Genomic DNA, 15,629 nt, shown 5'->3' with positions numbered 1-15,629 from the left:
ATCCAGGTCCGCAACCCGCGATCCCCCCCGCAGCAAAGTGTTTCCAGGACTGCGCCACGCGTGCCGGTACCGTAAGTACCGCATACCTGTGTTGTCAACAGCTACGCGGAATCCTCCGGTTTTCTGCGGTGCAAGCCCAGGTCAGGCGTGACCGCGGACGCCGCGACGAACACCACCGACAACAGTGCGAGCAGCTGTACCCAGGGCGAGTGCCCGACGTAGCCGTCGACCGACCGCCACGGATGCCGGCTCAGCGCCGCCCCGGCCAGGATCAGGCCGCCCGCAGACACGGTCACGGTCAGCTTCTCGCGCCAGCGCTCTCGACCGCGCAGCAGGTAGCCCAGTCCCAGCGCGCCACCGGCGACCAGCAATCCCGGCAGGCCCGAAATCGCCGCGCCCACCACGAGCACCGCAGCCCCGGCCGCCGCAGGCGGCGGTTGCCACGGCCGCACCGGCTCCAGGTCCGGACTGCGGCGACGAGCGGGCCACAACGCGAGCAGAGCCAGTAGCGGAAGCAGGGCGAGCCCGCCGATCAACCCGATGCGGTACGGACGGTTCGAGGGGAACGACAGCGTCACGGTATCGGCGTCGCCGGCCGGGACCACCCAGCCCTGCTGCCAACCGTTGACCTTCACCGGGGTCAGCACGGCTCCGTCGGCCTTGCGGGCGATCCAACCCGGGTTCACGCTTTCGGGCACCACCAGCACCCGGGCGTGGGCACCGGCCGGCACCCGGGCCTCACGATGGTCCGGTGACCACACCGGCGTCGCGACGGGAGACGTTGTCGCCGCGCGTAGTTGGGTGGCCGCGGGAGTGTTCAGCACGACGCCGTCGACCACGAACGCCGAGCCAGGACTGACCAGCAGTTCTTGTTGACCGGCCGGCAGCGCGATCGGGCCGGTCCGACACGGGTGGGCCGGAATCGGATCGCCGTCGAGCAGGGCTCCCACGGTGGTGCGCACCGAGGTTTGGACGAACTGGCCGGCCACGCCGATGATCGGACCCTGACCGCATGGAAGTGACACCGTCCGTTTGCGATTGGCGGCCGAGTCGGCTGCGGCGACGGGCTTGCCGCGAACGTCGAGCACCGTCAGTTCGGCCAGCCCGGGGGGCTTGAGCTGATCGAAGCCGAGCGAGGTGCGGTCGATGATGTCGTTCCACCCGAGCAACGACACCGTGATGGTGTCCGTCACCCGGGGTTTGAGTTTCGCCGTCTGTACGTCGCCGTTGCCCGTCAGCTTGTGCACCTGGGGGCCGTCGCCGAGGTCGATCGAAACCAGCGTCGGGTGCGCGGGCGGTTGGTGGGCGCCGGGGTCGATCCGCAGGGCGCCGACTTTCGTCGGAGCGGGCAACTTCAGCGTCAGCGTGGGCGGCGCCTTGAACTGGACGACGCGTTGCGGCGCGGTCCAGGACGTGCGGGGGTCACCGTCGGTGGCCGCGTAGGAAGAACCGAGCACATCGATCGGGTCGGCGTCACCGGAGGCGCGGGTGGTCCCGGGCTGGGCGACCATATCGGCCAGCTGGGGACCCTGGCGCGCCCGGATCCACACCGTCGGCTCGACATCGGTGTGGGTGGGCACCGTCAGCGTGCGACTCAGGTTCACCGGCTCTTCGGAGGCCAACGCCAACGCCGCCGCACACCGCACCCCGACCGGACTGTCCACGCAACCAGACCGGCCCAGCAGTTCGGTGCCGAGATCCCATTGAGCGACAACAGAATCGGTCGGGGGTGCGGGAACCTCTACGGTGTGGCGCAGGTTGATGGGATGGGCGAATCCCGACGCGTCGTACTGGGTCACTGACAGGTCGGTGATGCCGAACTGCACGCCGGCGGATCCGTCGTCGGTGGCGACGGCGGTGATCCGCACCCACGGAGACTCGCCCACCGGCAGCGGCACGGTCAACTGCTGACCGGCGGTGTCGAAACGCAGGCTGCTGGTGCCGGTCGCGGTGGCCACCTCGATGCGGCGTACCTGCGCCCCGACGGCGGTGGCGCTGGGGGTGATGGTCAGTGTGGCGTTGGTGACGGGGTGATCGAAATCGACCTGAAGCCACTGCCCGACGGCGGCCTGCAGGGCGTTGGACACCCATGACGTCGAACCGTCGTTGTCGATGGCCGCGGCCGGGCCGGTGGCCGGCGCCACGTTGGGCAGTGCGGTGGAGTCCGCGGCCGAACTCGACACCGAGATCCGTCCGCCGTTCCACTTGCCGTACACCGGGGCGGCCCCTTCGACCGGGTAGTCCGGCACCCGGTTGTGGGTGTGACGCGCATCGTCGGGGGTGCGGATCGCCGAGGCATGGTCGTCGACGCGGCCGTAGTCGATCTCTCGCGCGGTGGGGGTGTCGGTGACGATCACGCCGGCCGCTCCGCGCGGTTGGACCGCCAGACCGGCGCGCTCGGCGTCGGCGGACAGCAGCATCGGACCCAGCGGAGGCATCCCGTCCAGACGGCGTCGCTCATCCAGGCGCAGCAGCGCCTCGGGGGCACCGGCCACCCGCGTCATCGCGTCGGCGTCGACAAGATACGGCGCGCCCGGGTTGGTCCCGCCGGTGCCGACCCGGTAGATCTCGACGGCGGGGTACCGCGGTCGCAATCCGCTGTCTGCGACGAAGCCCTCCAGCGTCCCCGGACCCACCGGTGCGCCGAACTCTGCCACCTTCGTCAGCCCGGGGGAGCCCTCGATCGACCGGTGTACCAGCACCGGGCGGGCCGACCGGGACACGTCGGGATCAAGGTCGTTGCGCACCACCACATAGGAAATGCCTTGGCGGGCAAGGCTGTCGGCCAGCCCCGCGGAGGGCCGGCCGGCGGCGAACAACCGCTGCACCGAATCCAGGGCGCGGATCGTCTCCGGCGGGGTCAGCGGGATCGAATCCCGTACACCCCACGGGCTGGACCCGAGCACCTGCAACGGCTCGTCGTGACTGTTGCCCCACGTCTGGGTGGCGAACGGTGCGCCCGGCGCCACCAGCACCCGGCCCCGCTCGGTGTTGTGTGCATCCAGCCAGTCCGCCGTGTCGTGCCAGTACTGCGGGATCGCGGTGAACGTTCCGGCCGGGGCGATACGGCCGGTCCAGGCGAGCGAGGTTCCGGCGACCAGGGCGGCGAGCACCACGATCGCCACCGCGACCCGCTTGTCACGTTCGGGCCGGGAGAATGCCTGCATCCACACTGCCCGGGGTGCGCTGCCCGGCAACGGAATCCGGCCCAACAGGTGCGCCAGGCCCAGCGCCAGCGGAAGTCGCAGTACCGGATCGAGCTTGGCCAGGTTGCGCAGCGGCGTGCCAGTGCCGTCGAGGAAGTCATCGACGGCTGCGCCCAGCGGCGATCCCAGTCCCCCGGAATAGCCCAGGGCCAGCAACACCACGCCGATCAACAGCATGGTGATCAGCCGGCCTCGCGCGGGCATCGAGCGCAAGGCGAGGCCCGCCAAACCGGCGGCGGCCACCAAGGTGGTCGCCAGCACCGCGACCGTGCTCGTCACGAGCGAGGCCGCCGCGGTGGCCGTCGATGCCACGAACGGCGTCCAGGTGTGGGTACCGCGCAACATCTCGGTCAGCGACATCCACTGTGTGGTGACACCCGAGGATTCGATGAAGTCCAGGAACGGAGGGCTGATCCGGCCCAGCAGCACCAGCGCCACGACCCACCAGGCGACCGCCAGCGCCGTGCAGCCGAACCACCACGCGGTGAACCGCCACCACAGCCGGTTCGGCCGGTGACAGGCCCACCAGATGATCGCAGCCAGGCAGCCGGTCAACGTCGCGAAGGCGTTGACCGCACCCATCAGCGCCACCGCGCCTGCCGACCGGGCCGCCATCAGCCGCAGGTTGCGGTCGCCTTGATCGGATGTCGCCGCCGACGCGGCTCCGCGGAACGCCAGGATGACCGGCAACAGCACCCACGGCGCCAGCATGATCGGCAGGGTTTCCGACGAGATCGCCCCGAGCGTGGTCAGCACCCGCGGTGACAGCGTGAACGCGAGCGCACCGAGAACGCGCGACCCGGTGCTGCCGATGCCCAGTGCCTCGGCGACCCGCAACACTCCCCAGAAACCGACCGTCAGCAGCAGTGCCCACCACAGCCTTTGGGTCACCCACCCGGGAACGCCGAGCAGGTCACCGGCCAGGAAGAAGGCGCCGTGGGGAAACAGGTATCCGTAGGCCTGGTTCTGTGCCTGCCCGAACGGCAGATCGCTGTTCCACAGATTGAACGCACGTGCCAGGAAGCGCAGTGGATTGGCGGTCAGGTCGAGCTTTGTGTCGGGTGATATCTCTCCGGGCGACTGGGCGAAAGTCAGGAGCAGAGTCGCGGCGGCGACCACCCACAACCAGCGCCGCGAAAGTGGCGGGTCAAGCGCCCGCCGCGTTGGCGGCACATCCAAGCTAAGACCGGTCGCCGTACTCGACCCGGTTGAGCACCGATGACGCCGGGTCGCCCGCCTGCAGCGGAGGCTTCGTGTCCTGCTGCACCATTAGCGTCACACCGAAGACGGCAGCCGCTCCCAACAGCAGGCCGACTACGACGCCGGCCGCTGAGGGGATGACGAACCGGTTCACCCGGCCAACCTAGCATGGCGACACACCGAATCCGTGTGAGGCGGACCTGGCTCGACACGCAGAGAATCGATTACTGCTTATTCAGCGGCTAAGGTCGGAGCCCATGGCTTCACCGCGTCTCGTCGCAACCTTCGCAGCGTTGTCCGGGCTGTTGCTGGCCTGCTCCCCGAGCACCCCGGCGCCAGAGTCTCAATCTCCGGACACGAAGCCGCTGTCCACTCACGCACCGATGCCGGCGGCTCCGGTCTGCGACCTGGCTGCCCTGTCGCCCCGCGACAAGCTGGCCCAGCTGTTGACCGTCGGCGTCACAGACGCGGCCGACGCCCGGTCCGTGGTCTCCGAGCAGCACGTCGGCGGGATCATGATCGGCAGCTGGACCGACCTGTCGATGCTCAACGACGGTTCCCTGCCCGACATCTCGGCGGCCGGCCCGTTGCCGCTGGCGGTCACCGTGGACGAGGAGGGCGGCCGGGTGTCGCGGCTGGCCTCGCTGATCGGTGAGCAGCCGTCGGCGCGGGTGCTGGCCCAGACCAAATCCGTCGACGAGGTGTACGGCATCGCACTCGAGCGCGGCAAGAAGATGCGCGGCCTCGGCATCACCGTCGACTTCGCGCCCGTCGTCGACGTCACCTCCGACCCCGACGACACCGTCGTCGGAGACCGGTCCTTCGGCGACGATCCGGCCAAGGTGACCGAATATGCCGGTGCCTACGCCCGCGGCCTGCGCGACGCCGGGGTACTGCCGGTGCTCAAGCACTTCCCCGGCCACGGCCATGGCTCGGGCGACTCGCACACCGCCGGGGTCGTCACCACACCGCCGCTGGCCGAGCTGCAGAACAACGACCTCGTGCCTTACCGGACCCTGACCACACAGGCCCCGGTCGCGGTGATGGTCGGACACCTGGAGGTACCCGGCCTGACCGGATCCGATCCGGCCAGCCTCAGCCCCGCGGCGTATGACCTGCTGCGCTCGGGCAACTACGGCGGTCCGGGCTTCAACGGCGTCATCTACACCGACGACCTGTCCAGCATGGCCGCGATCAATCAGCGCTACGGCGTGGCCGCGGCAGTGCTCAAGGCATTGCAGGCCGGGGCCGACAACGCGCTGTGGATCACCACCGACGAAGTGCCCGCAGTCCTGGATGGCCTGGAGAAGGCACTGGCCGACGGCCAGCTGAACCAGGCCGCCGTGGATGCTGCGGTGCAACGCAATGCCGATGCCAAGGGCGGCGTGCGCTGCTGATTTCTCTCCACCAACAGACGCATATGTCCCGCCGTCTCCGGCGTGTCGGGGACATATATGTCTGCTCGCGGTGACGCTTATCCTGTTCGGATGGCAGGTGGAACGAAGCGGCTGCCCAGGGCCGTGCGTGAACAGCAGATGCTCGACGCTGCTGTGCAGATTTTCTCGGTCAACGGCTATCACGAGACCTCGATGGACGCGATCGCCGCGGAGGCCGAGATCTCCAAGCCGATGCTGTACCTCTACTACGGCTCCAAGGAGGAGTTGTTCGGCGCCTGCCTGGACCGGGAGCTGACGCGTTTCGTCGATGTGGTGCGCGGGGAGATCGACTTCACCCAGAGCCCCAAGGATCTGCTGCGCAGCGCTGTGCTGGCATTCCTGACCTACATCGATGCCAACCGGGCGTCGTGGATGGTGCTCTATACCCAGGCCACCAGCTCGCAGGCGTTTGCGCACACCGTCCGCGAGGGCCGCGACCGGATCATCGACCTGGTGGCCCGGCTGCTCAGCACCGGTACGCGTAACCCGCAGCCCGACAGCGACTTCGAGATGATGGCGGTGGCGCTGGTGGGTGCAGGCGAGGCGATCGCCAGCCGGGTCAGCACGGGCGATGCCGACGTCAACGAGGCCGCCGAGCTGATGATCAATCTGTTCTGGCGCGGCTTGAAGGGCACGCCGTCGGACGCCGGAACACAGTCGATCCCCGCTGGCTAGACAGCCACGCCCTCCACGAGGCTGAACGGGGACGCCGTCTGGACCACTCGGGTCAGCCGGAACCCGGCTTGTTCGTAGAGACGGCGGTACTCGGCTTCGTTACGCTCGCGGGCCGCGATGCCGATCAGCATCTCCATGTCGATCCACTTGCCCAGGTACTCGCGGTCGTGTTCGGGGATGACCGACTCGACGAGCAGCAGTGTGGTTCCCGGGGTGGCCGCCGCGCGCACATTGCGCAGGATCTTCACCGCCTCGTCGTCGGGCCAGTCGTGAATGATGTTCTTCAGCAGGTAGGCATCGGCGCCTTCGGGCACGTTGTCGAAGAACGACCCGGCAAGTACCTTCACTCGCTCGGCCACGCCGTACCTGCCGAGCAGTTCCGGTGCGCCTTCGACCACCTGCGGTAGGTCGTAGAGCAGCCCCCGAGCCCCGGGTGTGGCGGTCAGGACGGCGGCCAGCATCCGGCCGTGCCCACCCCCGACATCGGCGATGGTGCTGAATCGGGTGAAGTCATAGGCCGCCGTGACCGGAGCGATCGCGAGTTCGGAGACGCTGGTCATGGCGTCGTTGAAGATCGCCGAGAGTTCCGGCTCGGACCCGATGTAGTCGAATGCGGCCCGGCCACGGAGCTTGGGAATGACGGCCTCACCGGTGCGGACCGCGTCGGCGAGGTGGCTCCAGTGCTCGCGATGCTGCGGTGATCCGACGAACTTCGCCATGCCCGCGACCGAGACCGGCGCATCTTTGCGGAGGGTGTCGCCGAGAGCATTGAGCGCATAGCGCCCGTCGCGGGTGCGGCGGAAAATCCCTTCGCTGACAAGGGCTCTCATCAATCGGTTCAGCGTATCGGCGTTGGCCCCGACACGTCGGGCAAGCTCCTCGGGGCGCAACGGACCGCCGGCGAGCGCATCTGCAACTCCGAGCTGCGCGGCGGCCGAGATGCCCTGGGCGATCCAGGCACCGAGAATCATCTCCAGCATCGCCGCCGGCGGTGGTGCCGCACGTCGATACAGCTGATGCAGATGATGGCGGACGCGTTCGACCACTCGAACCACTCGGGCGGGCGGCACCTTGGCGGGACTCACCGGATGACTGTAGGCCAGGGTGGTTGAGGCGTGGGTCACCATGGCGGACAGCAAACCGAGCGGGCGTCGGGGCCCGTCGCGTCCGCCGCCTAAAGTGGTGCCAATGTTCAATGCGACGGAAGCGCCCGGCCGTGCCTGAACCGGGTGTGAGCGGCCCCTCGCTGGACCAGCTCTATCAGCTCAATCGCGAGGTCGCCGATTCGCGTTCGGCCCGGCTGCTGGCGACGAACAACCTGGCCACGTACCTCACCCTGATGGAACGCCACCTGGACCGCGGTGCCAAGCTCACCGAGATCGAGCTCGTGGTTCGGCTGGAACGTGATCTGGCCGACCTGGGCTCCGAAACGGAGCAGTCCGCCCTGGCGCTGATCAAATACTGGGCCAGTCAGGGCTGGCTGCACCGGATCACCGAGCAGTCCGGCGCCACCGAACGCAACGTCTGCTACCTCACCTACGAGGCGCGGGCCGTTCTGGATTTCGCCCGCCGGATGCGTCGCGAGGACACCATCGCCACCGGCGGCTCGATCACCGGCATCGCCGCCGGGTTGCGCCGGGTGGCCGGTCAGGTCAGCAACGATCCCGAACGTATCCGGGCTGACATCGAAGCCGAGATCGCCAAGCTGCGTGACGAATTGGATGCCCTGGACCAGGGACAGCGTCCCGAACCCGACCTGGTCGACGTGGAGGACGAGGCCCGCGCCATCGCCCTGCAGATGGAACAGATCATCTCTGACATCGGCCAGTACGGCAGCATGCTCAACCGCATCACCACCCGCCTGCTGGACGCCTCCGCCGACACCGATCTGGGCTACCGCGAGCGCCAGCGCCAGTTGTTCGACGATTACGAGTCGCTGTTCGCGTCCCGCGAGAGCGCGTCGTACACCGCTTTCACCCGGATGATTCAGGACCCTGAACAGCGCGCGGCGCTGGTGGCCGACATCGACGCGGTCACCCGTGAGCTCCCGCACCTGGATCCGGGCCTACGGGAGGTGATGACCGGATTCTTCGGCCTGGTATCGGCGCAGACGGCCGAAGTCGGCCGGACCAGACAACGCTGCGCGCGCCGCATCAAGCGCTTCGTCGCCTCCGGAACCCTCGAGCACAGCCGCGGCGTCACCCGCCAGCTCAACGACGCCTTGGCCAGTGCGCATGACCTGCTCAGTGTCTCCCTGGCGGACAGCCGCATCGGTGTCGAGGTGCCGTTGGTCCGCACCGACTTCAATTCGATTGGCGCCGTGGCATTCAAGATCCGTGACGCGATCCCGCCGTCGCAGGCCGAGCCCTCGGAAGGTGAGGTGAATCTGTCGGCGTTCTCGGCACTGGCCTCGCAGGTGGATGCCGCCGAGCTGGCTTCACTGATCAACGGCGCGGTGCAGCGCGGCCCGTTGTCGTTGCCCGATGCGATCGGGATGCTGGATTCGGCCTACCTGGGGCACGTGATCGTCCTGTGGTCCTGGGCGCTCAAGCAGCAATCCACCGACCGGGCCGAATCCGTCCGGGTGCGGTTCCGCTCACTGGAGGGCACCGACCGCGAAATCGAGATCCCCCGACTGGTTTTCACCGAGCCGATCCCTACCGTCAGCGAGAGCCTGCTATGACCGACACCCCCGACCTGTCGCCCGTCAAAGAGTCGCCCGTCAAAGATGGGGTGATCGATTTCGATGCCCTGCCCAGCATCGACGCCGTCGAGCGGACCACCGACCAGCGTCGCGCACCGCGCTTCGACGGGGATGTCAGCGAACTACCCGACCGCGCCTGCTGGGCCCTGCAGCACCTGCTGTCGCGGCGCTACGTCAGCAAGGACAATCATTCCGAGCTGTGGGCCTGGGTCACCCGCTACCGCACCGAGCTCACCGTGCGGTTGTCGGAACTCGATATGCGACTGTGCATCTCGGATGACCACGACATCGCCTACGTCGAGCAGGCCGACTACGAGTCGCAGTGGCGGCGCCGGCTGCTGCGACGCGAGACCCTCAACACCTACGACTCGATCCTGGCCCTGCACCTGGCCAAGCTCATGCGCGCCGCGGCCCGCGACGAGAACGTGTTGATCAGCCGTGACGAGATCCACGAGCTGTTCGCCGGGGTGAACAACGACACCGACCGCGACACCGCCTCGTTCGACAAACGGATCGACAACGCGATCGAGCGGCTCACCGACATCGAGATGCTGGCACGCAACCGCGAGGACGAGGACAGTTTCACCATCAGCCCGGTGGTCAATGCGATCATGACGGCCTCGATGATCACCGAATTGCAGCAGCAGTTCGAGCAGCTCAAGCGGGCCGCCAACGGCACTCTCGACGATTCCGGCGACACCGACCTTTCCGAACGGCTCTCCGACGATGTGGACGCTCATGGCTGAACCGACCAACCAGTTCTCTCTGTCGCGCCTGCAGGTCATCAACTGGGGCGTGTTCGACGGCTATCACTCGATCCCGTTCAGCCCGCACGGGACACTGATCACCGGGTCCTCGGGGAGCGGTAAATCCTCACTGCTGGATGCGATTTCGCTGGCCTTCCTGCCGTCGCACCGCCGTAACTTCAACGCCTCCGGCGACACCACCGCGGCGGGTTCGGGCACCGGCAAGCGCACGGTCGACAAGTACGTGCGCGGCGCCTGGGGTGAGCGGCGCGAGGGCACCAACCGCCAGATCATGTACCTGCGGGGGACGGGCCCGGCCTGGTCGGCGGTCGCGGTCACCTACAGCGACCGCACTGGGCGCTCGGTCACCGGGTTGGTGCTCAAATGGCTTGCTGCCGAGAAAAATTCGGATCCGGGCAGCCGCTACTACTTGATCGACGACGATCGGGACATCTTCGGGCTGTGTAACCGGTGGGCGGCCAACGGGTATGACGCTGCGGTGTTCCGCGACGACGGCTGGACCGGGGGCCGCAGTGAGAGCCAGTACCTGGCCCAGCTGTATTCCAGTATCGGCATCCGTGCCTCCGACGCTGCCCAACAGCTGCTCGGTAAGGCGAAATCACTCAAAAGCGTGGGCGGCCTGGAGCAATTCGTCCGAGAGTTCATGCTCGACGAGCCGGCCAGCCTCAGCGGCGTGGAGGAAGCGCTCGAACAGATCAACCCGCTGGTCGAGGCCCGCGGCCTGCTCGACGTGGCCCGGCGTAAACGCAACACCCTCGGCAACATCGCCGCGGTACAGGCGCGTTACGCCGACGAGGCGGCCAAGTTCGGGGTGATCGACACCATCGACAACGCGATGATCCGCGATTACATCGACCATGTGCGGCTGGCCCAGGCCGGTCCGGAGATAGCCAACCTCGACGATCAGATCACCCAACTCGGCGCCCAGCGAGACGAGTTCGGTACCCAGCAGCGCCAGCTCAAGAACGAGCACAATTCGCTGATGGCTCAAATCAACACCGTCACCGTGGATCTGGTGCCGTTGCAGCAACGCCTCACCGAGGCCGAGCGGATCAGCGAGGAGGTGTCGCGCCGACGCAGCACCTATGAGGACAAGGTCACCTCGCTGGGGCTGACCCCGCCGGACGACGGCGAGGAATTCTGGTCGCTCCGCGAAACTTTGATGGAGGAAGCCGACCGGCTGCACCGCGAACTGTTCACGGGCAATCAGCCCTATGTCGAGGCCTCGGCCAAGGAAGTCCGCGCCCGTGAGGCACGCGAGAATGTGGAGGCCGAGCTGGAACGCGTGCAGCGACTGGGCTCCCCGCTGCCGCGGACCGAATATGAGATGCGGGCCCGTATCGCCAGGGCGCTCGACATCTCCGAGCGTGATCTGGTGTATGTCGCCGAGCTGATGGAGCTCAAGCCAGATGAGTCCCGGTGGCGGCTGGCCGTCGAGAAAGTGTTGCGCGGGGCCGGTTTACGTCTGCTGGTGCCCGACGCCCATATGGAGCGGGCGCTGCGCTTCGTCAACGAGAACGACATGCGCGGCCGGATCCAGCTGCAGCATGTCCAGCATGGTTCGCAGTTGCGGACCCCGCCTCCGGGCACGCTGGCCACCAAACTCCAGTTGGCCGACCCGACGCATGACAGCGCCGTGGAGGCGCTCAACGTGATCGCAAGCACCGGCGATTACGTGTGTGTCGACGGGCCGGGGGAGTTCACCGAGCAGCCCCGCGCGGTCACCGATCAGGGCCTGCGCAAAGACAGTGGCAGGCTTTCGATCAAGGACGACCGGTCGAGGCTGCGGCCCTCCGACTACATCTTCCTCGGCGGGACGGCCGCCAAAATCGAAGCGCTGCAAGATGATCTGACGGCCGCGCAGGATCTGTACCAGGTGGCGCGCACTGCGCGTGAGCGGCTGGACGACCACCGCGGACAGTTGCAATCACGGGAACGGGCCTGCCGAGCGCTGTGCGACCAGTACATGCAGTGGAGCGACATCGACACCGATTCGGTCGATGAGATGCTCGAGCGGCTGCAGGACGAACACAATCTGCTGGTCTCGGACAATCCGGATGCCGAACGGCTGCAACAGCGAGCCGACGAATGTTGGGAGCGAGTCGAGAAGGTCATCCAGCAGATCGGCTCGCTCAACGAACGTGAGACCGCACTGGATCGCAGGCGAACCGCGTTGCTGGAGCTGAGCGAGGTGCTGACCGAGCGGCTCGGCTCGAACGAGTTTCCGTCGCATGCCCGCGACACGATCGACGGATACGCCACCGACATCGCTCTGACCCTGGAATTGCTCGAACCGGAGCCGTACCGAAACGAACTGATCCGCGTCATCAGCCGAGAGCGGGATCGGTTGCGGGCGGACCGGAACCGCTCGCACGACGAGTTGGCCGGGATCATGGCCGCATACGACAGCGCGTTCCCCGATGCGATCCCCAACGACAGCGATGTGTTCGACGAGCGGGTGCACGACTATGTGGCGCTGTGCCGCCGGATCGACGAGCGTGAGCTACCCGACGCCTACGAGCGGATGCAGCGGCTGATCACCGAGCAGGCTCCGGGCGCGATCCTGAACTTGCACATGATCGCCGACAACGAGGCCCGTCGGATCACTGAGCAGATCGCCCGGGTGAACACGGGCTTGGGTGCGGTGGAGTTCAACCGGGGCACCCGGCTCACCCTGCATGCGGGCACCCGGCACCTGGCGGCCGTCGACGAACTGAACGAGAAGGCCCAGCGGATCTCGGCGCGCGTCTCCCTGGTCAGCTTCGGCGACGAGACTGCGATGTTCGAGCAGTACACCGACATACTTCAACTCCGGAAGTTGTTGGCCGGCAACACCCCCGAGGACCGGCAGTGGACCCGTGACGCGCTGGATGTGCGCAACCGGTTCGTGCTGTACTGCGAAGAGCGCGACGCCGAGACCGGCGAGGTGATCCGCACCTACAGCAACTCCGGTGACAACTCCGGCGGTGAGCAGGAGAAGTTGATGGCGTTCTGCCTGGCGGGGGCGTTGAGCTTCAACCTGGCCAGCCCGGACAGCAACGACACCCGGCCGCTGTTCGCCCAGTTGATGCTGGACGAGGCGTTCTCCAAGTCGGATCCGCAGTTCGCCCAGCAGGCGTTGTCGGCGTTCCGCAAGTTCGGCTTCCAGTTGGTGATCGTCTCGACCGTGCAGAACAGCACGACGATCCAGCCCTACATCGACAACGTGGTGATGGTGTCCAAATCCGACGCCTCGGCGCCCAACGCCCGGCCGGTCGCTTCGGTCACCTCGGCGTCGATCTCGGAATTCGCTGACCTGCGACGCACTTCGGGCGACGCGGTACCCAGCGCCTGATGTAGCGGCGAGCGTGCGTACAGATCGCGTTATCGCGTCAGATCGCGATCTGTACGCACACTCGGTGGGTCAGAGCCCGGTGACCGTCGCGGTCAGGTGCGGGTAGCCCTTCTTCAGGTTGCGCAGGGTCAGTTCCCAGCCGTTGGTGTCGCGCTCGACGTAGAGACCGGCTTTCGCAGGCAGCACGACGGGCTTGGCGAACCGCACCGAATACTTGACCGCCTCGGGGAGCTGCCCCTCGATGTTGGTCAAGACAGCTGCGGCACTGTACATCCCGTGCGCGATCACGGTGGGGAAGCCGAACAGCTTGGCGGCGATCCCGTTGGTGTGGATGGGGTTGTGGTCCCCACCGATCGACGCGTAGTTCCGGATCTGGCCCGCGGTGATGTTCAGGATCGCGTTGGGCGGCGGCAGCTTCGGCTGCTTCTCCGGTTCCGGTTTGGGCTCACCCGACAGGCTGGTCTTCTGCTGGTGCAGGAACGTCGTCACCTGATGCCACGCCACATCGTTGCCCACCTTGAGGTCGGTGACGATGTCGACCAGCAGGCCTTTGCGGTGTTCACGCAGGTTCTCCGCGTGCACGGCCGCGTTCACGGTATCGGTCACCTTGACCGGCTTGTACTGCGTGATGTGGTTTTCGATGTGCACCGAACCCATTGCGGCGAACGGAAAATCGAATCCGGTGACCAACGACATCACCGTCGGGAAGGTCAGTGCGAACGGGTAGGTCAGCGGCAGGGTGTCGCCGAAGCGCAACCCGGTCACCTGTGCATAGGCGGCTACGTTGGCCGGGTCGATGGGCAGTTCGTCGACCGTGATGGTGTGCGCCGGCAGGGTGTCGTCGCGCGGGATGAACGGCAGGGCGCCGACGACGGCGCGCAGCATGTTGTTCACGTGCTCACGCCCCCAGCATGGCCTGGCCGCAGACCCGGATGGTGTTGCCGGTCACCGCATTCGAGGCGGGGCTGGCGAAGTAGGCGATCAGCTCGGCCACGTCCACCGGCTTGCCGCCCTGGAACAGCGAGTTGAGCCGGCGGCCGACCTCACGGGTGGCCAGTGGGATGGCGTCGGTCATCTTGGTCTCGATGAAGCCGGGGGCCACGGCGTTGATCGTGATGCCCTTTTCGCCCAGCACCGGGGCCAGCGCGTCGGTGAGCCCGATCATCCCGGCCTTGGTGGCGGCGTAGTTGGTCTGGCCGCGGTTACCGGCGATGCCGGCCATCGAGGACAGCCCGATCACCCGGCCGCCCTCGCCGAGTGCACCGGCTTCCACCAGGCCCTCGGTGAGGCGCTGCGGGGCAAGCAGGTTCACCGCGATCACCGAATCCCACCGGCTCTCGTCCATGTTGGCCAGCAGCTTGTCGCGGGTGATGCCGGCGTTGTTGACCAGCACGTCCACCTTGCCGCCGTGCTGCGCGGTGACATGGGCGACGATCTGCTCGACTGCGTCGTCGGCGGTGACATCCAGCGTCAATGCGCTGCCACCGACCTTCTCGGCGACCTTGCCCAGGTCCTCGGCGGCCTGGGGAACGTCTACCGCCACCACGGTCGCGCCGTCACGCGCGAACACCTCGGCGATGGTCGCGCCGATGCCGCGGGCCGCACCGGTCACCACGGCCACCTTGCCGGCCAGCGGCTTGTCCCAATCGGCCGGCGGGGTGGAATCGGCGGCGCCGACCCGGTACACCTGTCCGTCGACGTAGGCCGACTTGGCCGAGAGGATGAAGCGCAGCGTGGACTCCAGGCCAGTGGCGCCCGGCTTGGCGTCGGCGGCCAGGTACACCAGCGATGCGGTGGCACCGCGCTGCAGCTCCTTACCCAGCGAGCGGGTGAAGCCTTCGAGGGCGCGCTGCGCGATCTGGGCGTGGACGCTGTCCGCCTCATCCGGGGTGGTGCCGATGACGACCACCCGCGCGCAGGAGGCCAGGTTGCGCAGCACCGGGGTGAAGAACTGGTAGAGCTCTTTGAGCCCGGAGGCGTCGGCGATACCGGTGGCATCGAGCACGACGCCGCCGAACGAATCGGCCCAGCGGCCGCCGATGTTGTTGGACACCACGTCGTAGTCGCCGGCCAGTGCGGCGCGCATGGGCTCGACGACGCGGCCTTCCCCGCCGATCAGCAAGGAACCGTTCAAGGGCGGCTGGCCGGGGCGATACCGGCGCAATGTTTCGGGCTGCGGCACGCCCAGCTGCTTGGCCAGGAACGATCCCGGCCCGGAGTTGACGACTTGGGAGAACAGGTCGGAAGCCACTTCAGCTGCCTTTCGCTTCGCAGTACTGCGTTGTCTACACCGAACTTACTCCAGAG

At 67.4% G+C, this 15,629-nt stretch carries 10 protein-coding genes; 5 read left to right on the top strand and 5 right to left on the bottom strand.

The window, feature by feature from the left end; translation table 11 throughout:
• Window positions 1–101 precede the first annotated feature (101 nt).
• Window positions 102–4,379 carry an alpha-(1->3)-arabinofuranosyltransferase gene (locus tag E0T84_RS17425; RefSeq protein ID WP_212757717.1) on the bottom strand — a complete coding sequence of 1,426 codons (4,278 nt, stop codon included), beginning with the start codon at window positions 4,377–4,379 and terminating at the stop codon, window positions 102–104.
• Between the two features lie 7 nt (window positions 4,380–4,386).
• Window positions 4,387–4,560, bottom strand: coding sequence for a DUF2613 domain-containing protein (locus tag E0T84_RS17420; protein WP_138745066.1), 174 nt, complete (start codon window positions 4,558–4,560; stop codon window positions 4,387–4,389).
• A gap of 103 nt (window positions 4,561–4,663) precedes the next feature.
• Between E0T84_RS17420 and E0T84_RS17415 the strand changes: the two genes are divergently transcribed.
• Entirely contained in the window at window positions 4,664–5,803 is a 1,140-nt protein-coding gene (locus tag E0T84_RS17415) for a glycoside hydrolase family 3 N-terminal domain-containing protein (RefSeq protein ID WP_070185825.1), read from the top strand.
• Window positions 5,804–5,893: 90 nt separating this feature from the next.
• On the top strand, window positions 5,894–6,517 hold the full coding sequence (locus E0T84_RS17410) for a TetR/AcrR family transcriptional regulator (RefSeq protein ID WP_070185826.1): 624 nt from the start codon (window positions 5,894–5,896) through the stop codon (window positions 6,515–6,517).
• Here the strand turns inward: E0T84_RS17410 and E0T84_RS17405 are convergent.
• Window positions 6,514–7,602, bottom strand: a complete 1,089-nt coding sequence (locus tag E0T84_RS17405; protein ID WP_070185851.1) for a methyltransferase — start codon at window positions 7,600–7,602, stop codon at window positions 6,514–6,516. The two genes, E0T84_RS17410 and E0T84_RS17405, sit on opposite strands and share 4 nt — an antisense overlap.
• A gap of 110 nt (window positions 7,603–7,712) precedes the next feature.
• Here E0T84_RS17405 and E0T84_RS17400 point away from each other — a divergent pair, with 110 nt between their 5' ends.
• From E0T84_RS17400 to E0T84_RS17390, 3 genes are read left to right on the top strand one after another with little or no spacing between them, the layout of a single operon-like run.
• Entirely contained in the window at window positions 7,713–9,200 is a 1,488-nt protein-coding gene (locus tag E0T84_RS17400; RefSeq protein WP_171055067.1) for a DUF3375 domain-containing protein, read from the top strand.
• Window positions 9,197–9,967, top strand: a complete 771-nt coding sequence (locus E0T84_RS17395) for a DUF4194 domain-containing protein (protein WP_138745064.1) — start codon at window positions 9,197–9,199, stop codon at window positions 9,965–9,967. The genes E0T84_RS17400 and E0T84_RS17395 overlap by 4 nt, the downstream gene beginning before the upstream one ends.
• Window positions 9,960–13,322 (top strand): ATP-binding protein, encoded by a 3,363-nt coding sequence (locus E0T84_RS17390; protein ID WP_171055066.1) that lies wholly within the window; start codon window positions 9,960–9,962, stop codon window positions 13,320–13,322. The genes E0T84_RS17395 and E0T84_RS17390 overlap by 8 nt, the downstream gene beginning before the upstream one ends.
• Window positions 13,323–13,391: 69 nt before the next feature.
• Here the strand turns inward: E0T84_RS17390 and E0T84_RS17385 are convergent, their stop codons facing one another.
• The gene (locus E0T84_RS17385) at window positions 13,392–14,207 is read right to left on the bottom strand and encodes a MaoC/PaaZ C-terminal domain-containing protein (RefSeq protein ID WP_070945479.1); all 816 of its coding nucleotides are present in this window, start codon (window positions 14,205–14,207) and stop codon (window positions 13,392–13,394) included.
• A gap of 13 nt (window positions 14,208–14,220) precedes the next feature.
• Entirely contained in the window at window positions 14,221–15,573 is a 1,353-nt protein-coding gene (locus E0T84_RS17380; RefSeq protein ID WP_070945413.1) for a 3-oxoacyl-ACP reductase, read from the bottom strand.
• Window positions 15,574–15,629 lie beyond the last annotated feature (56 nt).

Source organism: Mycobacterium sp. DBP42, from assembly GCF_005924235.1.
Taxonomy (GTDB): Bacteria; Actinomycetota; Actinomycetes; order Mycobacteriales; family Mycobacteriaceae; genus Mycobacterium; species Mycobacterium syngnathidarum.
The sequence above is the reverse complement of the archived record's forward strand: the minus strand, read 5'-3'. Positions and strand labels throughout refer to the sequence as shown.